This is a genomic window from Streptomyces sp. NPDC098781, from assembly GCF_044759995.1.
Classification (GTDB): domain Bacteria; phylum Actinomycetota; class Actinomycetes; order Streptomycetales; family Streptomycetaceae; genus Streptomyces.
Genome location: NZ_JBIWAK010000005.1, coordinates 422,870 through 443,961 on the forward strand (window position 1 = coordinate 422,870; position 21,092 = coordinate 443,961).

The 21,092-nt window shown below is 73.6% G+C and carries 10 protein-coding genes; 5 read left to right on the forward strand and 5 right to left on the reverse strand.

From position 1 onward, the window contains the following. The first annotated feature begins 50 nt into the window (after nt 1–50). Genes ACIQWG_RS22805 through ACIQWG_RS22820 form a run of 4 tightly spaced genes read left to right on the forward strand, consistent with a single transcriptional unit; the run spans nt 51 to nt 12,952 of the window. The gene (locus tag ACIQWG_RS22805; protein WP_404098702.1) at nt 51–266 is read left to right on the forward strand and encodes an MbtH family protein; all 216 of its coding nucleotides are present in this window, start codon (nt 51–53) and stop codon (nt 264–266) included. Next, a complete protein-coding gene (locus ACIQWG_RS22810; protein ID WP_404098705.1) occupies nt 263–5,470 on the forward strand; it encodes an amino acid adenylation domain-containing protein in 5,208 nt (1,735 codons plus the stop codon). The genes ACIQWG_RS22805 and ACIQWG_RS22810 overlap by 4 nt, the downstream gene beginning before the upstream one ends. Further along, a complete protein-coding gene (locus ACIQWG_RS22815) occupies nt 5,467–12,000 on the forward strand; it encodes an amino acid adenylation domain-containing protein (RefSeq protein ID WP_404098707.1) in 6,534 nt (2,177 codons plus the stop codon). The genes ACIQWG_RS22810 and ACIQWG_RS22815 overlap by 4 nt, the downstream gene beginning before the upstream one ends. 4 nt (nt 12,001–12,004) lie before the next feature. Further along, entirely contained in the window at nt 12,005–12,952 is a 948-nt protein-coding gene (locus ACIQWG_RS22820; RefSeq protein WP_404098710.1) for an ornithine carbamoyltransferase, read from the forward strand. A gap of 49 nt (nt 12,953–13,001) precedes the next feature. Here ACIQWG_RS22820 and ACIQWG_RS22825 read toward each other — a convergent pair whose 3' ends face one another. After that, nucleotides 13,002–13,982, reverse strand: coding sequence for a TauD/TfdA family dioxygenase (locus ACIQWG_RS22825; RefSeq protein ID WP_404099404.1), 981 nt, complete (start codon nt 13,980–13,982; stop codon nt 13,002–13,004). 170 nt (nt 13,983–14,152) lie between these two features. Between ACIQWG_RS22825 and ACIQWG_RS22830 the strand changes: the two genes are divergently transcribed. Continuing rightward, complete coding sequence (locus ACIQWG_RS22830; RefSeq protein WP_404098712.1) at nt 14,153–15,265, forward strand: hypothetical protein; 1,113 nt, start codon at nt 14,153–14,155, stop codon at nt 15,263–15,265. Between the two features lie 86 nt (nt 15,266–15,351). On the opposite strand, the gene ACIQWG_RS22835 is transcribed toward ACIQWG_RS22830, so the two are convergent. The 4 genes from ACIQWG_RS22835 to ACIQWG_RS22850 form a co-directional block, all read right to left on the reverse strand. After that, nucleotides 15,352–16,158, reverse strand: a complete 807-nt coding sequence (locus ACIQWG_RS22835; RefSeq protein ID WP_404098715.1) for a BTAD domain-containing putative transcriptional regulator — start codon at nt 16,156–16,158, stop codon at nt 15,352–15,354. A 380-nt stretch (nt 16,159–16,538) separates the two neighbouring features. Next, complete coding sequence (locus ACIQWG_RS22840) at nt 16,539–19,058, reverse strand: ABC transporter permease (protein ID WP_404098717.1); 2,520 nt, start codon at nt 19,056–19,058, stop codon at nt 16,539–16,541. 2 nt (nt 19,059–19,060) lie between these two features. Beyond that, nucleotides 19,061–19,849 carry an ABC transporter ATP-binding protein gene (locus tag ACIQWG_RS22845; protein WP_404098719.1) on the reverse strand — a complete coding sequence of 263 codons (789 nt, stop codon included), beginning with the start codon at nt 19,847–19,849 and terminating at the stop codon, nt 19,061–19,063. Between the two features lie 142 nt (nt 19,850–19,991). Beyond that, nucleotides 19,992–21,008, reverse strand: a complete 1,017-nt coding sequence (locus ACIQWG_RS22850; protein WP_404098722.1) for an NAD-dependent epimerase/dehydratase family protein — start codon at nt 21,006–21,008, stop codon at nt 19,992–19,994. Nucleotides 21,009–21,092: the final 84 nt, after the last annotated feature.

Consider the following 21,092-nt stretch of genomic DNA (forward strand, 5'->3'; position numbering starts at 1 on the left):
AGAAACCCAGTCGAATTCAGCTCGACAAGGCGCCACAAGGGGGATGACTCATGGATGACCACAGCGGCACCGGCGAACGTGCCTATCGCGTGGTGCTCAACGACGAGGAGCAGTACTCGATCTGGTGGGCGGACCGGCCGCTCCCGGACGGCTGGCGCACCGAGGGCACCGAGGGCAGCCGTCAGGAGTGCCTCGCCCGGATCGACGAGGTGTGGTCGGACATGCGCCCGCTGAGCCTGCGCCGCCGCATGGAGCGGCTTTCGTGAACGTCCCCCTGCCCGAGCTGATCGCCGCGCAGGCAGCGCGCACGCCCGAGGCGGTCGCGGTCGTCGCCGCGGGCCCGACACCCGACCGGCTCAGCTACGCCGGGCTGCGGCGGCGGTCCGACGAACTGGCGCGCCGCCTGCGGGCGCTGGGCGTGGGGCCCGGCACCGTCGTCGGCGTCTGCCTGCGCCGCGGTACCGACCTGGTCGCCACCCTGCTCGCGGTGTGGCAGACCGGCGCCGCCTACCTCCCGCTGGACCCCGACCACCCCACCGACCGCCTCACCTGGATGCTCACCGACGCCCAGACCCCCGTCGTCATCACCGACCGCACAGCCCGCCCCGCACTCGGTACACACGTCGCGGTACCACTGCTGACGCTGGACGAGGCCCTCGCCGACGAGGAAGTGGAGCGGGCAGAGGGGCCGGCAACACCGCGAGCACCGCAGGATGCGGGCCGGGCGGAGCGGCGCAGGTCGGCAGAGCATCCCGTGGAGCCCGTGGAGGCCGGGTCGGCCGGGTGGGCCGGGGATGGCGGGCAGTCCGGAGGGGATGTCACCGACGGATCGGCGCCCGCGTACGTGCTCTACACCTCGGGTTCCACCGGTCGGCCCAAGGGCGTGGTGGTCCCGCACGCCGGGATCGCCAACCGGGTGCGGTGGCTCGTGGCGCGGCACGGGCTGGGACCTGGTGACCGGGTGCTGCAGAAGACGACGGTCGGGTTCGACGCGGCGGGACTGGAGCTGTTCGCGCCGTTGGTCGGTGGCGGCACGGTCGTGCTCGCGCCGCACGGTGCCGAGCGGGAACCCGCGGCGCTCCTCGACGCGGTGGCCCGGGAGCGGATCACGGTGCTCCAGGGCGTGCCCTCGGTGCTGCGCGCGCTGGCGGACCTGCCGACGTGGGACGGGTGCGAGGCGCTGCGGCTGATCTTCAGCGCGGGGGAGCCGCTCCACGCCGAGCTGTGTCACCGGCTGCTCGCCCGGGTTCCGCACGCGGAGATCTGGAACACTTACGGCCCGACGGAGTGCTCCGTCGACATCACCGAGCACCGCTTCGACCCGGCCCTCACCCGGGGCCCCGTGCCCATCGGCCGCCCCATCGGCGGCATGCGCGCGCTCGTCCTCGACCCGCGCGGCGAACCGGTGGCACCGGGCGGCGAGGGCGAGTTGTACGCGGGCGGCGTCGGAGTCGCCCTCGGCTATCTGGGCCGCCCCGCACGCACGGCGGAACGTTTCGTTCCGGACCCCTCCGGGCCACCCGGCGCCCGCCTCTACAGCACCGGCGACCGCGTCCGGCTGCTGCCCGACGGCACGTTGGAGTACCTGGGCCGCCTGGACCACCAGATCAAGGTCAACGGTGTGCGCATCGAGCCCGGCGAGGTCGAGGCGGCCCTGGTCGCGCACCCGAGTGTGGCCGCCGCCGTCGTCGGCACGGTCACCGGCAGCGGCGGCACCCGGCGCCTCGCCGCCTGGATCGAGGTGCGCGGCACCGCGCCGTCCCCCGGTGACCTGCGGGCCTTCCTGCGCGAGGGGTTGCCGGACACGCTGATCCCGACCGTGTTCGTCCCGCTGGCGGCCCTGCCCCTGACCCCCAGCGGCAAGACCGACCGCGCCGCGCTGTCCGACCCCTCGACGACCGGTCGTCCCGGCGGCGCCCACCCCGCCGAGCCCACCCCGCCGCGCACCCCCGCCGAACGCGCCGTCGCGGACATCTGGGCCGCGCTGCTCGGTCTGCCCCCCGGGTCCGTCGGCGCACACGACGACTTCTTCCAGCTCGGCGGCTCCTCCCTCCAACTGACCGACCTCCTCACCCGGTTGCGTGAGCAGGCCGGGCTGGAGACGGAACTGCGGGAGCTGTTCACCACCTCGACCGTGGCGGCGCAGGCCGCGCTGCCACCCGTCGGGACGACGTCGGCGCCCCCGCCGGACACCGCCGCCCCCGGGCCCGTACCGCGCGGCGCGGGGCTGCCGCTGTCGCCCGGTCAGCAGGGGCTGTGGCTGCTGGAGCAGCTCGACCCCGGCGGGCCCGAGTGGACCACGCCGCAGTGGGTGCGGCTGCCGGCCGAGTGGAGCGAGCGGACCGTACGCACCGCGCTGGAACGGCTCGCGGAAAGGCACGAGATCCTGCGCACCCGCTACGCGCTGCGCGACGAGGGCCCCGTGCAGATCGTGGACCCGCCGGGACACCCCGTGGAACTGCGGGTCGCCGAGGCCCGCGACGCCGCGGCCCTGGGCGAGCTGACCGCGGCGGAACTGGCTCGCGGCTTCGACCTGGTGAACGGCCCCGTCTGGCGGGCCCTGCTGATCCGTACGGCGGACGGCGTGGACGAGGACGGCCCCGCCGCGCTGCTGCTGACCGCCCATCACCTCGCCTGCGACGGCTGGTCCTCGGTCCTGCTCGACGAGGACCTGCGCGCCCTCGGCGCGGCCCTGCACGAGGGCCGCGAGCCGCACCTGCCGCCGGTCCCCGTGCAGTACGCCGACCACGCCGTCCGGCAGAACCACCGCCTCACCCCGGAGACGATCCGGCGCGAGCTCGCCCACTGGAGCGCCGTTCTTGACGGCGTCACCCCGCTGGAGCTGCCGTCGGAGCGCCCCCGCCCGGCCGCCCGGGACGGACGCGGCGGGCTGCGCACCCGGGTCGTCGACGCCCGTCTCGCCGAGCGGGTCGCCGACCTCGGCCGCGGTGCGGGCGCGACGCTCCACCAGACGCTGCTGACCGCGTTCGCGGTGCTGCTGACGCGGCTGACGGGCCGTACGGACCTCACCGTCGGCATGCCCGTCGCGGGACGGCACCGGCCCGAGGTGGCGCGGACCGTGGGCTGCTTCCTCAACAACCTCGTGCTGCGCTGCCGTACGGACACCGAGGGCGACGTCCTGGAGGCGCTGGCGTCGGTACGCGACACCGTGCTGGACGCCCTCAGCCACCAGGAGCTTCCCTTCGACCGCCTGGTGCAGGAGCTGGAGTCCGGGCGCGACCTCTCCCGCACTCCCCTCTACCAGGTGATGTTCGACTTCCACGAGGAGGGGCGGACCGGCACCGCGTGCTCGCCGGCCCGGCTCACCGCGCTGCGCGACGGCTGGCAGTCGGCGCGCACCGACCTCACCTTCGTGGTGCTGCGCCGCACCGACGGCAGCCTGCTGGTGCGGGCCGAGTACGCGAAGGCGCTGTTCGACGCGGAGACCGTGGACCGGCTGACGGACTGCTGGGCGCGGCTGCTGGAGTCCTTCGTCACCGACCCCGCCGTGCCGCTCGCCGAACTCGCCCTGCTTCCCGAGGACGAGCACGCCCGGCTGCTGGCGCTGGGCGCCCCGGGACCGGACGCGGACACCGACGACGGCCCCGACGTGTGCGGGTACACCGCGTTCGAGGCGTCCGCGCTGCGCGCCCCCGACGCCGTTGCCGTGGTCTGCGGCGACGAACAGTGGCCGTACGGGAGGCTGCTGGACCGCACCGCCGCCCTCGCCCGCCGGCTGCGCGCGCTCGGCGCCGGACCCGAACGCACCGTCGCCGTCCTGCTGCCCCGCGTCCCGGACCTCGTCGCCGCGCCGCTCGCCGTGTGGCGGGCCGGCGCCGTCCACCTGCCGCTGGACCGCGCGGCGCCCGACGAGCGGCTCGCGCACATCCTGTCCGACGCGCGGGTCACCGCCGTCCTCACCGACACGGAGGGCGCCCGCCGCCTCGGGCCGTACTACACGGGCCCGTTGGTCGTCACCGACCAGGAGGACGGCGACGAGACGGGTGTGGACGACACCGGCGTGGACGACACCGGCGTGAACGACGCCGAGCCCACCGCGCTCGAACGCGACCCCGCGCGGCTCGCCTACCTCATGTACACCTCCGGCACCACCGGCCGCCCCAAGGGCGTCGGCGTCGAGCACCGCGCGATCCTCTCGGTGCTGCGGGCCGGACGCGCCCACCTGCGCTTCGGCGAGGGAGCCGACGACGCCTGGCTCGCGCTCGCGCCGCCCACCTTCGACATCGTCTTCACCGAACTGGTGATGCCGCTGCTCGCGGGCGGCCGGGTCGTGCTGGCCCGGGACGAGGAGACCGCGGACCACGCGGCGCTGCTCGGCCTGATCGACCGGCATGGCGTCACGCACCTCCAGGCGGCCTTCCCCACGTGGCGGATGCTCGTCGACGCCGGACTCGGCAGCAGACCCCTGGTCGGCCAGACCGGCGGACAGCCCTGCCCGCCCGCCCTCGCCCGGGACCTGGCGGGGCGTCTGAAGCGGTTCGTCAACGAGTACGGGCTGACCGAGACCGCCATCGCCGCCACCCGCTGGGAGGCCGACAGCACCGCCGAGACCGTCGCCATCGGCCGCCCGTACGGCTTCGCCACGGCCCGTGTCCTGGACCCGTTCCTGCGGCCGGTGCCGCAGGGCACGGTCGGTGAGCTGTGCATCGGCGGGCGGGGGCTGTTCCGCGGCTACGCGGGCCGCCCCGCCGAGACCGCCGAACGTCTCGTCCCCGACCCCTACGGTCCGCCCGGGGCCCGGCTGCTGCGCACCGGCGACCTGGCCCGAACGCTGCCCGACGGCACCCTCGTCTTCGCGGGCCGCGCCGACGGGCAGGTCAAGATCCGGGGCCGCAGGGTGGAGACCGGCGAGGTGCAGGCGGTGCTCGCCGAGCACCCCGCCGTCGGCGAGGCCGTCGTCGTCACCCACGGCACCGGCGACAACGCGCGCCTGGTCGCGTACTGCGTGCCCGCGGCCCGCGCCGAACTGCCGCCGCCCGGCGCCCTGCTCGACCACTGCGCCCGCCGTCTGCCGGACTACATGCTGCCGACCCTCGTCGTCCGCCTCGACGCCCTGCCGGTGACCCGGCACGGCAAGGTCGACACCGCCGCGCTGCCCGCGCCGGGCCTCAGTGCCGTCGCGGACGACGAGCCGTACGTCGCCCCCGACGGAGTCGTCGAGGAGACCATCGCCCGGATCTGGAGCGAGGTGCTGACCAGCCCCGACGGGGCGGGACCACGGGTCGGCACCCGCAACGGGTTCTTCCGGCTGGGCGGCGACTCGGTGCGCGCGGCCCGGGTCATCGCCCGCGTCCAGCAGGAGTACGGCGTCGCGCTTCCGTTGCGCGTCCTCTTCGACCGGCCCACCGTCGCCGCGCTCGCCGAAGCCGTCGAAGAGGCCGTACGCGCCGAGATCGCTTCGCTCAGCGACGCCGAACTAGCCGCCGCACACAGGGAGCTCCACACGTGACCAGGCCCGTCGAGACCCGCGCGTCGGCCACCCCGCTCGACGCCGACACCCTGCGCGAGGAACTGCTGCGCCGCCGGCTCGCCGGCTCCGCGGCCCGCACCCCCGGAGGCATCCCGCGCGTGCCCCGGGACGAGCCGCCGGCGCTGTCCGCCGGGCAGCGGCAGCTGTGGTTCCTCCACCAGCTCGCCCCCGAGGACCCCGGCTACCTGCTGACCACGGCCTACCGGCTGCGCGGGCCGCTGCGGCCGGACGCGCTGCGCGAGGCGTGCGACCTGCTCGCCGCACGCCACGAGATCCTGCGCACCCGCTACTCCCTCGTCGGCACCGAGCCCCGCCAGGTCATCGATCCGCCGGGCCCGGCCGACTTCGCCGTGCTCGACCGGAGCGGGCTGACCCGCCGGGCGCGCGAGGCGGAGGCGGCCCGGTTGGTGGAAGAGCAGTCGCTGACGCCCGTCGACCTGGCCACCCGGCCGTCGATGCGGATCCGGCTGGTCCGCTTCGCCGCCGACGACCATCTGCTCGTCCTCGTCGTCCACCACATCGCCTGCGACGCCGTGGCCCAGCCGCTGCTGCTGAGGGAACTGTCCGAGCTGTACCGCGCCCGTGTCGAGGACCGGGCCCCCGCGCTGGCGGCGCGCCCGGTGCAGTACGCCGACTACGCGGCCTGGCGCAACGCCGGCCAGGACAGCCCGCAGGTGCGCGACGACCTCGACTGGTGGCGGCGGCACCTCGCCGGGCTGCGCCCCGTCGACCTGCCCACCGACCGGCCCCGGCCCCCCGTACGGTCCTGGGCGGGCGCCACCGAGGAGTTCACCCTCGGCCCGGCGCAGGTGAGCGCCCTGCGGGCGCTCGCCGACGAGCACGGCGCCTCGCTGTTCATCGTGCTGCTCACCGCCTTCCAGGTGCTGCTGTCCCGGCACACCGGCGGACGCGACATCGCCGTCGGCACCGCGGTGTCCGCACGCATCCGCGACGAGCTGGCCGGAATGTCGGGCTACGCCTACAACACCCTGGTGCTGCGCGCCCGCTGGGACGGCGACCCGGCCTTCGAACGGCTCCTCGCCGGCAACCGCGGCACGGTCCTCGGCGCCCTCGACCACGCCTCCGCGCCCTTCGACCGGCTCGCCGAGGACCTGGAGCCCGAACGGGACCTGTCCACCACCCCCGTCTTCCAGGTGATGTTCGACCTCGCCAAGGCGGAGCCCGGCGAGCCGCTGAGCCTGCCGGACCTCGACGCGACGCCGTTCGAGGCGCCCGGACGCACCGCGCGCTTCGATCTCACCATGCACCTCCAGGAACGCCCGGACGGCAGCGTCCACGGCTCACTGGAGTACGCCACCGCCCTCTTCGACGCTTCCACGGTCCGCCGGATGACCGGCCACTACACCCGGCTGCTGGCCGCCGCGACCGCCGCGCCGGACACCCCGGTCTCCGGCCTGGACCTCTTCGACGACGGCGAACGCGCCCTCCTGCTGCACGGCCGCACCGACCCGGTGGGCACCCGCCGGCCGCTCGACGCCGCGGCGCTGCGCCCCGTGCACGAGACCATCGCCCGCCAGGCCGCCGCCACCCCCGGCGCCACGGCCGTCCGGCACGGCGACCGCCGGATGACGTACGGCGAACTCGCCGCCCTGTCCTGCCGGACCGCCCACCGGCTGCGGGAACTCGGCGTGGGCCCCGAACGCACCGTCGGCGTACTGCTGGACCGCGGTCCCGAGATGGTGGCGGTACTGCTGGGCATCTGGCGGGCCGGCGGCGCCTACGTGCCCCTCGACCCCGGGTATCCCGACGACCGCCTCGCCTACATGGTCGCCGACACCGACGCCCCGCTCGTCGTCACCGAACGGCGCCACGCCGACCGGCTCGCCGGGACCGGCGCCCGTCTCCTGGTCCTTGACGACGACACCGAGCGCGCCGCGCTCGACGGCCACCCGGACCCCGCGCCCCCGCCCCCGCCCGGCGGGTACGACCTCGACCACCTCGCGTACGTCATCTACACCTCCGGCTCCACGGGCCGCCCCAAGGGCGTGCTGGTCCCGCACCGGGGCCTCGCCAACTACCTGGGCTGGACCGTCGACGCCTACGCGAGCGCCGGTGAGGGCGGGGCGCCGTTCTTCTCGTCGATCGCCTTCGACCTGGGCGTGCCCGACCTGTACACCCCGCTGATGACCGGCCGGGAGGTGCACCTGCTCGACCAGGACGCCGACGTCACCACGCTGGGCGCCCAGCTCACCGAGGGCGCCCCGTACGCCTTCGTGAAGCTCACCCCGGGCCATCTCGACCTGCTCACCCAGCAGCTCGGCGACGAGGAGGCCGCCTCCCTCGCCGGGCTCGTGATCGCCGCCGGTGACTCCTTCACGGGGCGCCTGGCCAACCGCTGGCTGCGCAAGGCGGGCCCGGACGGCACCCGGCTCGCCGCCGAGTACGGGCCCACCGAGATCACCGTCGGGAACTCCGCCTACTTCCTCGACGGGCCCGAGACGGCCGAACTCGTCTCCATCGGGCGGGCCATCCCGCACACCGCGATGCGCGTCCTCGACGAGGAGCTGCGGCCGGTGCCGATCGGCGCCGTGGGCGAGGTCTGCGTCAGCGGCATCGGGCTCGCCCGCGGCTACGCCGGCCGCCCCGCCCAGACCGCCGAACGGTTCCTTCCCGACCCCTACGGCCCGCCGGGCACCCGGCTCTACCGCACCGGAGACCTCGCCCGCGTCCTCGCCGACGGCAACCTCGACTTCGTCTCTCGCGCGGACCACCAGGTGAAGCTGCGGGGCTACCGCATCGAGCCCGGTGAGATCGAGACCGCGCTGACCGCGCTGCCGGCCGTCGCCGAGGCGGTCGCGCTCGCCCGCGAGGACACCCCGGGCGACAAGCGCCTGGTCGCGTACATCGTCCCCGCGCCCGGCGCGGACCCGGCCGGCCTCGCGCCCGGCGCCCTGCGCGACGTGCTGAGCGCGGCGCTGCCCGAGTACATGGTCCCCTCGGCGTTCGTCACCCTGGAGGCGCTGCCGCTGACCGCGAACGGCAAGCTCGACCGGGCCGCGCTGCCGGCACCCGGGCGTGCGGCGGCGGCCGTGGGCGAGCACGTCGCGCCCCGCACCGACGAGGAACGCGCCATGGCCGCCGTATGGTCCGAGGTGCTGGGCCTGGACCGGATCGGGGTGCACGACAACTTCTTCGACCTCGGCGGCGACTCGCTGCGCGCCGTCGCGCTCGCCGGGGCGCTGCGCGAGCGGGGGCGGCCCGTCGCGGTCCGTGACATCTTCGAGCACCGCACCGTGGCCGGGCTGTGCCAGGCGCTCGGCGAGGGCGGCGGAGGCGGCACCGAGCGCTTCACGCCCGTCGCCCCCTTCGCCCTCCTCGCCGAGGAGGAGCGGGCGGCGCTGCCGGCCGACGCCGTCGACGCCTACCCGCTCTCACGCACCCAGGCGGGCATGTTCGCGGAGATGTACGGCGCGAGCGGCGAGAACCGCTACCACAACGTCACCTCCTTCCGGATCCGCGACGACCGGCCCTTCGACCCCGTCGCCCTCCAGGCCGCCGCCGACCTCGTCGTCGCGCGCCACGAGGTGATGCGCACCTCGTTCGCGTTCACCGGGCCCGCCCGGCCGCTGCAGATCGTGCACGCGTCCGCGTCGATGCCCTACCGCCACCACGACCTGCGCCCGCTTCCCCAGGAGCGGCACGCACAGGTGCTCGACGCCTACTCCGACGCCGACCGGGCCCGGCTCTTCGACCCGGCCCTTGCGCCCATGATGCGGCTGGCCACACACGTCCTGGACGACTCGGGCTGGTGGCTGTCCATCACCGAGGGCCACCCCGTCATCGAGGGCTGGAGCTACCACAACCAGCTCATGGAGATGCTCCGCGCCTACCGGCGCCTGCGCGACGGACAGGACCCCGAGCCCGCGCCGCCCGCGCCGGCCGTGCGCTACGCCGACTTCGTCGCCGCCGAACTGCGCTCGCTCGACGACGAGGAGGACCGTGCGTTCTGGCGCGACCTCGTCGACCGGTACGAGAAGTTCCGCATCCCCCGGGGCTGGTCGGGCGACCCCGAGGCGCCCGCCGAGCGGTACCGCCTCGACATCCCCCTGGACGACCTGGAGCCGGGGCTGCGCCGGCTCGCCACGGCGACGGGAGTGCCGTACAAGAGCGTGCTGCACGCCGCGCACAGCAAGGTGCTCAGCCTGCTCACCCGGCGGCGCGCCTTCCGCGGCGGCATGGTGATCGACGCCCGCCCCGAGGTCAGCGGCGCCGACCGGGTGTCCGGGATGTACCTCAACTCCGTGCCGTTCCCGTACCGCGGCGGGGCCCGGAACTGGGGCGAGCTGGTCCGGGAGGTCTTCGACGCCGAGGTCGGGCTGTGGCCGCACCGGCGTTTCCCGATGCCCGCGATGCGGGTGCCCGGCGGTGATCCGCACCTGGTCGACGTGCTCTTCCACTACCTCGACTTCCACCAGGTCGACACCGGCCTCGTGGACACGGCGGCCACACGGGACGACAGCCCCAACGAGTTCCCCGTCGTCGTCGGCACCCCCACCCGCGGCCTGCTCAGCATCGCCGCGAACACCCGCACCCTGCGCGAGGAGCGCGGCCGTCGGCTGGCCCGGCTCTACCGTGCCGTCCTCGCCGACATGGCCGCCTCAGGCCCCGGCGGCGACGCCCGGCGCGGCTACCCCGAGGAGCACGAGCTCGGCCCGGGCCTGCCCGTGCACCCCGGCACGCCCCGGGCGCTGGACGCGCTCACCGCGTTCGAGGAACAGGCCCGCCGCACGCCCGGGGCGACCGCCCTCACCACCGCCACCGGGGACACCGTCGCCTACGGCGAACTCGACACCCGCGCCAACCGGTTGGCGCACCGGCTGCGGTCGCTGGGAGCCGGGCCCGAGACCCGCGTCGGCGTGCTGCTCGACCGCGGCCCCGACCTCGTCACCGCCCTCCTGGCGGTGTGGAAGGCGGGCGCGGCGTACGTGCCGTTCGACCCGTGCGTCCCTGACGCCCGGCTGCACACGCTGCTCACCGGCGCGGACTGCCGTCTCGTCGTCACCGGCACCGGGCACGTGCCCCGCGTCGCCCCGTTCCCCTCGCTCGTCGTGGACGCGCCGGGGGAGGAGCGCGCCCTCGACGCCGAGCCGCCCCTGCCTCCCGAGCGCGTGCCCGAGCCCGACCCCGACCGTCTCGCGTACGTCCTGCACACCTCGGGATCCACCGGCGGCCCCAAGGGCGTGGCCGTCAGTCACCGGGCGCTGGGCCACTACCTGGACTGGGCTGTTCGGACCTACGCGCGGGGCGCGGCGGGCGGCGCGCCGTTCTTCACCTCCGTCGGCGCCGACCTCGGCGTGCCCGCGCTCTTCGCGCCGCTGCTCACCGGGCAGCCGGTGCGGCTGCTGCCGCAGCGATGGGAGCCCGCGGAGTTCGGCGCGCTCCTCGCGGCCGGGGCGCCCTACGCCTTCGTCGGCCTGACCCCCGGACACCTGGCCCTCCTCGAAGCACACCTCGACGACGAGCGGCTCGCCGGCCTCGCCCCCCTCCTGGTCGTCGCGGGCGACGCCCTGCCCGCCGCCCGGGCCGAGCGCCTCACCTCCCGGCTCGCGGCCTACGACGGTGGCCCGCGCCTCATCGCCGAGTACGGCCCGACAGAAGCCACCGTGGCCGCCTCCGCGCATCTGCTGGCCCCCGAACCGGCCGCCCGTGACCTCGTCCCGCTCGGCCGAGCACTGCCCGGCACCACCCTGCGGGTGCTCGACGAGCACCTCTCACCCGTGCCCGACGGCGTGGTCGGCGAGGTGCACATCGGCGGGCCCGGGCTGGCCCGCGGGTACGTGGGGCGCCCTGGGGCGACGGCCGAGCGGTTCGTGCCCGACCCGTACGGTCCGCCGGGATCCTGGCTGTACCGGACGGGGGACCTTGCGCGGGTGCGGGCGGGCGGTGAGCTGGAGTTCGTCGGGCGGGCCGACCGGCAGGTCAAGGTGCGTGGCCACCGCGTCGAGCCCGCCGAGATCGAGGCCGCGCTGCTCACCGGCCCCCGGGTGCGCGAAGCCCTCGTCGACGCGCCGCCCGACGCCTCGGGACACCGTCGTACGGTCGCCTGGGTGGTGCCCGCCGAGGGGCCGGACGGGCCGCCGACGGCCGCGGAGCTGCGCGACGGGCTGCGCGCGCTGCTGCCCGAGCCACTGCTGCCGGTGTCGTACCGCGTCGTCGACGCGCTGCCGCTCACGGAGAACGGCAAGTACGACCGGCAGGCCCTGGCCGCCGCCCCGGCCGACCGGGACAGCACACCCGTACGCGCCCCGCACACGCCCCCCAGGACGGCGACCGAGCGCCGGCTCGCCGAGGTCTGGCGGCGCGTGCTCGGCGTCGAACACGTCGGCGTGCACGACCGCTTCCGCGAGCTGGGCGGCGACTCGCTGACGGTGCTGTCGGTGCTCGCCGCCGCCCGGGCGGCGGGGCTCCGCGCCGATCTGCGCACGCTGCTGCGCCACTCCACCGTCGCCGCCCTCGCACAAGCCCTCGACGCCGAGACGGAGAACTGACCCGATGGACCCTCGACCCGCCCGCCATCTGATATCCCTCGACGACCTGTCCGACGCCGAGCTGCACCTCCTCGCCGAGCGTGGCGCGGACTTCTCCTCGGGCTCCGCCCGAGGCCGACGCCCGCTGGAGGGCCTTGTCACCGGCATCTACTTCGCCAAGACCTCCACCCGCACCCGTACGGCGTTCTCCGCGGGCGCCCAGCGCCTGGGCGGCTCGATCGTCACCTACGGCCCCGGCGACCTGCAGACCAACACCGGGGAGACCAGCGAGGACACCGGGCGGGTCTTCTCCCGGATGCTCGACGTCCTGGTCGCCCGGACGGCCGCCGACCCGGCCGAGATGCGCGCCTGGGCCCGCCAGGACCGGATGTCCGTGGTCAACGCCATGAGCGCCGAGGAGCACCCCACCCAGGCGCTCACCGACCTGACCACGCTGCTGCGGCACTTCGGCAGGATCGAGGGCCTGCGCGTGCTCTACCTCGGCGAGGGCAACAACACCGCGGTGGCCCTCGCCCGCGCCCTGCCCCGGTACCCGGGCACGACGCTGGAGCTGCGCACCCCGCCCGGATACGGGCTCCCGGCCCACGTCCTGGACTCGGCCCGCGGCCACGCCGCGCGCACCGGCGCCGTGGTGCGCGAGGAGCACACCATGGAGGGACTGCCCGGCGGCTTCGACGTCGTCTACACCACCCGCTGGCAGACCACCGGAACGTCGAAGGCCGACCCGGACTGGCGCGAGGTCTTCGCGCCGTTCCACGTCGGCTCCGGACTGTGGGAGAGCAGCCCCAAGGCGGTGTTCATGCACGACCTGCCCGCGCACCGCGGCGAGGAGGTCGCCGCCGACGTCCTGGACGGGCCGATGAGCATCGCGTTCGAGCAGGCCGAGAACAAGATGCACAGCGCGATGGCCGTACTGGAGTGGTGCCGCGCCGCGGAGCCACGACACCCATGACGGCCGAGGCTCCGCGCCGGGCGGGACGGGACGGGACGGACAACGCGGTTCAGCGCAGTACCGCCCCGCCGGCCTCCGTGTGGATCCTGGTGCGGCGGCGGTCGAGGGCGCCGTAGACCCGGTGGAGCCAGCGGTCCGTGCCGTCGTAGCGGGGGCTGAAGGAGGTCCGCCCGTGCACGGTCAGCCGGTTGTCGACCAGGGCGAGGTCCCCGACGTCGAGGGCGAGCGCGTGCGTGACCCGCTCGAACGCCACGCGCAGCTCCTCCAGCGCCTGCCGGGCCGGGTCGTCCACCGGGTGCGTACTGGCGAAGTCGACCACCACGTCGGGGTCCTCGGGCGCTCCCCGCAGGACCGCGTGGACCGGTGTGACACCCTCGCCGCCCCCGAAGGAGGGCGGCGGCTCGGTCAGGAACCGCTCCTCGGACAGCACCCGGCGCGCATTCTCCGACAGCAGCGGCAGCGCCCGGCGCACGGAGGCCGTGCACAGCCGCGCGTCACCCGTCGGATCGGCGCGTACGCACATGAGGCCAAGGAAGTCAGGGCGGTTGGGGTGGAAGGCGTTCTCGGTGTGCAGGTGCAGCCGCACCGAGCCCGCGTTGCTCTGCTGGCTCTCGTGGCCGGGGACCGGCACCACGTCCTGCAGGAGGGCGCCCGACTTCTCGTTCCGGTAGGCGATCACCTCGCCGAGCTGCAGCATCGCGGTGGCGATGACCCCGCCCGCCACGGAGGCCCTGGTGCGCACTGAGCCGGGGCGTACGGGCGTGGCGGGCAGGTCCTCCTCCACGGGGAGGTTGCGCACCAGCAGGACCCCCTCGGCCCCGGCCTCGTGGCGGAACTCACGTAAGGCGGCGCGCAGTTCGTGGGGGAGCCGCTGCGACGCGGCCCGCGCCGCGGTGACCCACGCGGGGTGGTCCACCTCCCCGCCGACGACAGGGAGAAGGCCGTCGACCACGGCGCGCACCTGATCGCGCTGGGCGTCGCTCAGCCGCACGGCCGTATCGGTCGGAAGAGGAAAAGGACTGGTTTCCATCATGCTCACACCGCCTTGTCGCTCATGCTGTGGAGAGGAATGGTTCCGAGTATTCGAATTACCGTAAAGCGACGCTAGCGACCATGCTGTCGGAAATCAATCGGCGCCCGATGAACCGAAATTGGATGTACCGCCGGCGGGACAAGAGAATCGGCCCACAGGGAGAATCAATGCCTTATCAGAAGCTGACCGCGAAGGAACTTCTGGCACTCGGAAACGCCGCCCCGGAGGTCAACGACTCCTCCTGGTGCGTGACCTGGGACCCGAGCGAGGAGGGGAGCGCCGCCGAGCGGCTGGTGCTGGACACCCTGCCGCCCGTGCTGGACTTCCACACCTCCGGCAGCACGGGACCGAGCCGCTGCTGGCGGCGCACCCGCGAGACCGCCTGGCTGGAGGCGGGCATGCTCGCCGAGTTCGTCGGCGCGGGCACACCGCACGCGCCGGGCGCCGTCGTCGCCTTCGCCCCGCCCCTGCACGTCTACGGGGCGCTGGCCACGTTCCTGGTGCCCGCCAGGCTGGGAGTCCCGGTCTGGTACCGGAAGGAGTACGTGGGCGCGCTGCCCGAGACCGGGCAGCGCCGCGCCCTGGTGGTGGCCACCCCGTGGATCTTCTCGCTGCTGCTGCGCCACCTCGACTGGGTGCGCTCCTTCGAGCACCTGACCGTCCTGTACAGCAGCGCGATGCTGCCGTCCGACGCCGGCACCCTGCTGGAGCAGGCGGGTCCCGGCCGGGTGACCCTGGTCGAACTGCTCGGCTCCACCGAGACCGGCGGCATCGCCGTCCGGCGCTGGGAGGGCGGCGAGTCGCCCGTGTGGACGCTGTTCCCGGACGTCACCCGGGTCGACGGTGACGCGCCGGGCGACGAGGGGGCGGTTCCGCTGGTGATCCGCAGTCCCCGGCTCGGCCACCGCCCGGGGGAGCCACAGCCGGCCGAGTGGCACACGGGCGACCTGGTCGAGCCCCTGGACGACCGCACGTTCCGGCTCGTCGGCCGGATCGGGCGGCTCGTCAAGGTCAACGGCCGCCGCGTCAACCTGGACGAGACGGAGCACCGGCTGCGCGCCCGGCTGCACTGCGCCGACCTGGCGCTGGTCCCGGTCAGCGACCCGATGATCGGCGAGCACGTCGACTTCTACGTCGTCCCCGCCCTCGACACGCGGGCGGACGAACTCGATCTCTCACCGGTTCTCGCACTGTTGGGCGCGCGGCCACGCCGGGTGCACGTGGTGCCGGCCATCAGCCGGTCCGCGCTGGGCAAGCTGCGGCCCCAGCAGACCCCGTAGCAGGGCGTCCGCGGCACGGCGCCCCTGAGCACGGCGGGCGGCAGGGGCAGCTGGCCGCCCCTGCCGCCCGCACGTCGCTCAGGGTCTCAGCAGGCCCGTGCCGGCAGCTCGTGCAGGGAGGAGCTGACGAACCGCAGCAGGGAGGAGTCCTGGCGGAGGATCTGCCCGTACAGGCGCTGCAACGGCTCTCCGGGGTCGATGCCCATCTCCTCGACCAGGCTGGCGCGAAGCCGGTGATAGGCGTTGAGCGCGTCGGCTTGCCTGCCGAGCGCCACGCAGCAGAGCATCAGCAGATGACACATGCGTTCCCTGAGCGGATAGGCGCGTGCCAGGGAGACCAGTTCGCCCAGGGCCGAGTTGTACTCACCGCGGCCCAGCAGCAGTTCGGCCCGTTCCTCGATGGCGGTGAGCCGCATCTCGGTCAGCCGGGCCCGCTCGGCGCTGGCGAAGGGGCCGGGCACACCCCCGTAGGGAATTCCCTCCCAGAGGTCGAGTGCGGCCTCCATTTCCGACACGGCTTTGTCGACCTCGCCCGCGGCCCGGTAATGGCGGGCGCTTTTCAGCAGGGATACGAAAAGGTGCTGGTCGACCTGCTCGGGCGGTATTATCAAGGAGTATCCGGAACCGTCGGAGACGAGCATTCTCGATGCTCCGCGAGGTGAGCGTTCCGGTTCCAGGACGTTGCGCAGCCGAGCCACATAGGTGTACAGGCTGTTGACCGCGGTCGTCGGTGCGTCGATCCCCCAGACGCTTTTGATGAGTTCTTCGCGCGTCAACACCTGTTGAGCGTGCGAGGCGAGAGCGGCGAACACCGCCTGCTGCTTCGGTGATCCCGTGTCGAGGCGTCGGCTCTCTTCCCACAGTCCCACCGGTCCGAGAAGCCGTATGCGCATTTTTTTTGCACAAAACAATGTGTACCCCCGTGTTGCCAAGCAAGTGTCAACGCCCTGACACCGCCGGTGCGGAAAGAGCGCGCACAGACTCTTTCGCGGCGCGCCTCCGCAAGTGCCGCAATTGGAGGTGGCGGGCGTCCCCGAGTCCCAAGCTCTTGGTCAGGGAACTTGTAGACCTGTTGGTGTCAGCTTGAGGACTTGTTGGTCTTGTGACAACCGACAATAGCTGTGACTCGTGGAGGCGTCCACCGATCTTCGCACCCAGGCGGATCGTCACGTTCCGCCGGTTTCATACGGAGAAGTGCGGCCGATGGGCGGGGGTTTGCCATCGACCGCACGTTTCTCTCCGTCAGCCCGACGAGGCCGGGCGGCGGAAGACCTCAGTGCTGCTGGATCGCCCGGAGGATCTGCATCCGCGCGGCGCGCCTCGCCGGCCAGATCGCCGCGATCACTCCGATGGCGACTCCACCCAGCAGATAGAGGACCAACTGCCCCACCGGGACGCTCAGGTACTCGACCCCGGTGTCGACCATGGCCCGCTGCAGCAGAGCACCCGTCCCCACGCCGAGGCCGATCCCCATCAGGGCCCCGAAGACGGCGATGACCACCGACTCCAGCGAGATCATCACGCCCGTCTGGCCGCGGTCGAGACCGATCGCCCGCAACAGCCCGATCTCCCGGGTACGTTCGACCACCGACAGGCCGAGCGTGTTGACCAGGCCCACGCCGGCGACGACGACCGACAGCACCAGCAGGACCGTGATGATGTTCAGCAACTGGTTCACGTCCGCGCGGGCGTTCTCCTTCGCGCCCTCACTGTCCTTCAGCTCGACGTTGGGGAAGTCGGCCAGCGCCGCCCGCAGAGCCTCGCGCCGGCCGTCGGAGGGGTCGCCGTCCAGCATGATGAACGCCTTGTTGATCAGGCTGCCCGACACATGGGCCGCGTAGCTCCCGGGGCTCATGATGTAGGGACTGTCGATGACCTGGTTCGACTCGAACAGGCCGCCGACCCTGAACGTGGCCCGTTGTCCGTCCGGGTAGGAGCCGGCGATCTCGCTGCCGACCTTCCACTTCTCCCGCTCGGCGACGGACCGTTCGACCAGCAGCTCGTCCGTGCGCAGCGCCGTGCCGCCCGCGTAGACGTCCAGCGACGTGGGCTTCTTCAGGGCCGCCGCGTCGGCCGCGACGACGTTGTTCTCCTTCGAGCCCAGCTTCACCACGCCGTAGCGCACGGGCACGGCCTGCGCCACCCCGGGCACGTCGGCGATCCGGTCGACCGCGTCCGCGGAGAAACCCTTGGTGCCGCGGGGGTCCAGGAAGTAGTCCGCGCCGAACTGGGACTCGATTCGGCGGTCCGCCGACTCGTTCATCGACGCCGCCAGCACCGTCGCCATCGTGATCAGCGCCAGGCCCACGGTCAGCGCCGACGCGGTCGCGGCCGAACGGCGCGGTGCCCGGCGGGCGTTCTCCCTGCTGAGCCGGCCGACCGTACCGCCGAACCGGACCAGCGGCCAGCCCAGCAGCTTCACCACCGGCCGGATCAGCACCGGGCTGAGCATCACCATGGCGACGAACACGAACACGGCGCTCACCGCGACCAGCGACGCGCCGTCCTCGCCGCCGTCCTGGAGACCGCCGACCACCCCGAAGGCGCCGAGCAGCAGCAGGAGTACGGAGAACACGGTGCGCACCTTCATGCCGCGCGCGGGCAGCGTCGCGTCGTCGCGGAGGGCGGCGACCGGTGGGATCTTCCCCGAGCGGCGCGCCGGCAGATAGGCGGCCACCATGGTGACCAGGACACCGACGGCCAGCGAGGCCAGGACGGTGCGGGGGGCGACGACCGGCGCGGCGAGCGGCAGATACGTACCGAGCCGCTCGAACACGAGCCGCAGCAGATACGACAGGCCCACGCCGGCCCCCAGGCCGACCACGGCGCCCGCCAGCCCGACACCGGCCGCCTCGCCCAGCACCGAACGCGTCACCATGGCCCGGTGGGCGCCCACGGCACGCAGCAGGGCGAGCGTCCTGACGCGCTGCTGCATCAGCATGCTGAAGGTGTTGACGATGATGAACGATCCGACCAGCAGGGCGATCCCGGCGAACGCCAGCAGGAACCAGTTGAGCATCCCGAAGACCGAGCGGACCTCCGACTTGTTCTCGTCGGCGACCTCCTGCGCGGTCTTCGCCTCCAGTCCGTCGGGCAGCCGCGCGTCGATCCGCTGCGCGAGCCGGTCCTGCGAGACGCCCTTGCCGGGCTTGGCCCACAGCGCCGTGTAGGCGCCGTTCGTGGCGAACATCGTCCGCGCCACGTCCGGGGCGAAGGCGACGAACGAGACGTTGTCGGCGACACCGCCGAGCTTGAACAGACCGACCACCCGCATGTCCTTGGTGGCCTTCTCGGTGACCACGGTGACCGTGTCGCCGACCTCGATACGGCCGTCCTTCGCGGTCGCCGTCTCGACGACGACCTCGTCGGCCTTCCGCGGCCGCTCACCGGAGCTGACCCGCATGTCGGACCCGGCCCGCTCGACGTAGGACCGCCCCAACTGCGCGGGGCCGTCACCGCGTACGACCTTGCCGTCCCCCTTCATGATCGCCGCGTAGCCCTCGACGGCGCCCGTGAACGACTCGGCCTCGCCGACGTTCTTCTCCAGGTCCTTCAGAACCTTCTCCGGCACCACGCGCGGTGCGGCGCCCTCGCTGGAGAAGGAGTCCTTCGGCCGGACCATGACCTCGTCGCTGGTCTCCAGGTCCTTGAACTGCGCGCCGATGGCACTGCTCGCGGTGTCCGTGAAGATCAGGGTGCCCGCGACGAACGCCACGCCGAGGGCCACCGAGATCAGCGTCGAGACGAGCCTCAGCCGGTGCGCCGCGAGATTGCGCAGCGTCAGCTTCATCATCATCACGAGCGTGCCCCCGCGCCGGCGGGCTCGAAGCCCTTCATCCGCTCCAGCACGTCCGCGGCCGTCGGCGCGGTGATGCGGTCCACCAGGCTGCCGTCGGCCAGGAAGACGACGTCGTCCGTGTATCCGGCCGCGGTCGGGTCATGGGTGACCATGACGACCGACTGGCCCAGCTGCCGGACCGACTGCTGGAGGAAGGCGAGGACCTCGGCGCCGGAGCGGGAGTCCAGGTTTCCGGTGGGCTCGTCGGCGAAGATCACCTTCGGTTTGCCGACCAGGGCCCGCGCGCAGGCCACCCGCTGCTGCTGGCCGCCCGACAACTCGCTGGGCCGGTGGTGCAGCCGCTGGGTGAGCCCGGTGGTCTCGATGACGGTGTCGAGCCATTCGCGCTCGGGTTTCCGGCCCGCGATGCCCAGCGGCAGGGTGATGTTCTCCAGGGCGCTCAGCGTCGGCACGAGATTGAAGGACTGGAAGATAAATCCGACGTGTTCGAGCCGCAGCCGCGTGAGCTTCTTGTCGCTGAGCCGGGTTATCTCCTGTTCACCGATGAAGACCTCGCCGCTGTCGAGGGTGTCCAGACCCGCGAGGCAGTGCATCAACGTCGACTTGCCCGATCCGGAGGGGCCCATGATTCCCACGAATCTGCTCTGCGGAACGTCCAGGGAAATCCCCTTCAGGGCCTGGACCGCGACCGCGCCGGAGGAATAGGTCTTGGACACCTCCACCGCACGGACTGCGGGGCGTCCCGCCACGCTGTCCGCAGACAGGTTCGCCGTTTTCTTCGCCATTGCAGAAACCCCGCTCCTCTCGGTGAACCACCGATCGCTTGCCGGAAACTCTCAGCCCATCTTCTTTCTCCGACAAGCCCGGACCGGGTGATTCCGCGGGACCCTAGACCAAAGTCGGCAACACACTGGCCCATGGTCGACGTCAGGGCCTCGACTCCTGGCCGGCCAGGGCGGCGACGGTGTTCTCCAGCGCCTGGTGGAAGGGCACCCGCGGGCGCCAGCCGGTCGCCGCGCGGAACGCCGAGACGTCCAGCAGGTTGTCCCGGAAGTCCGTCAGGGGGGCGTCCGCGGGCGCGTCGACGCCGACCACGGGGACGGCCGGCTTGCCGGTGTACCGTGCGACGGTCCCGGCGACAGCGGTGAACACCTCCCGCAGCGGTAGGCTCTCGCCCGCGCCCACCAGCCAGTGCCGGCCCCCGAGCGCGTCCGCGTGCCGGAGCGCGGCCGTCACCGCCGCGGCCACGTCGTGCACGTAGACCAGATCGCGGGCGACCGTGCCGTCGTGCCACATGGTGAGCGACTCGCCCGCCAGCGCACGCCGGATCATCGTGGCCACCACGCCCCGGTCGGCGACCCGCGGGTGGCTGTCCCCGAACACCGTGGACAGGCGCAGGGCGACACCGCGGACGACACCGTCGCGGGTCGCCGCCTTCAGCGCCTGTTCCGCCACCAGCTTCTGCCGGGCGTAGACCCCGACGGGCTCGTCGGGCTCGGTGCCGTCGATCCGCCGGCCCTCGGGCGGGACCCCGATCTGTGAGACCGCGCCCGCCTGCACCACGACGGGCGGCCCACCCGCGCCGCGCGGCTGGTGCGCCGCCCAGGTGAGCAGGTCCCGCATCACCCCGACGTTGACCCGTTCGCCCACGGCGCTCTTTGCGGCGCGCCAACCGCCGTCGCACAGACAGAGGTTGACCACCGCGTCCGACCCGTCGACCGCCCCGGCGAGCGAGCCGGCCCCGGTCAGGTCGGCCGTCCGTGTCTCGACGAGGTCGGCGTGGTGGGCGGGCAGCGGTGCCGGACGGCGGGACACCGCCCGCACCCTCGTCCCCTCGGCGACCAGCGCCGCGGTGACCGCGGCGCCGATGAACCCCGAGGCGCCCAGCACCGTCACCAGGGGTGCTGCCGCGCCCGATCGGCTGTCGACCCGGTCCTTGGCCATGTGTTTCCCCGTCTTCCCTTGGCTCCGCACGGCTCCGCCTCCCGGGCCGTGGTGTCGTGGTCCCGCTGGCGGGACGGCCGCCCG

Excerpts from the sequence above, each read along its gene's own strand:
- ACIQWG_RS22805 (WP_404098702.1), top strand. The coding sequence starts at position 51 with ATGGATGACCACAGCGGCACCGGCGAACGTGCCTATCGCGTGGTGCTC.
- ACIQWG_RS22820 (WP_404098710.1), top strand. The coding sequence starts at position 12,005 with ATGGACCCTCGACCCGCCCGCCATCTGATATCCCTCGACGACCTGTCC.
- ACIQWG_RS22825 (WP_404099404.1), bottom strand. The coding sequence starts at position 13,982 with ATGGAAACCAGTCCTTTTCCTCTTCCGACCGATACGGCCGTGCGGCTG.
- ACIQWG_RS22830 (WP_404098712.1), top strand. The coding sequence starts at position 14,153 with ATGCCTTATCAGAAGCTGACCGCGAAGGAACTTCTGGCACTCGGAAAC.
- ACIQWG_RS22835 (WP_404098715.1), bottom strand. The coding sequence starts at position 16,158 with ATGCGCATACGGCTTCTCGGACCGGTGGGACTGTGGGAAGAGAGCCGA.
- ACIQWG_RS22840 (WP_404098717.1), bottom strand. The coding sequence starts at position 19,058 with ATGATGAAGCTGACGCTGCGCAATCTCGCGGCGCACCGGCTGAGGCTC.
- ACIQWG_RS22845 (WP_404098719.1), bottom strand. The coding sequence starts at position 19,849 with ATGGCGAAGAAAACGGCGAACCTGTCTGCGGACAGCGTGGCGGGACGC.
- ACIQWG_RS22850 (WP_404098722.1), bottom strand. The coding sequence starts at position 21,008 with ATGGCCAAGGACCGGGTCGACAGCCGATCGGGCGCGGCAGCACCCCTG.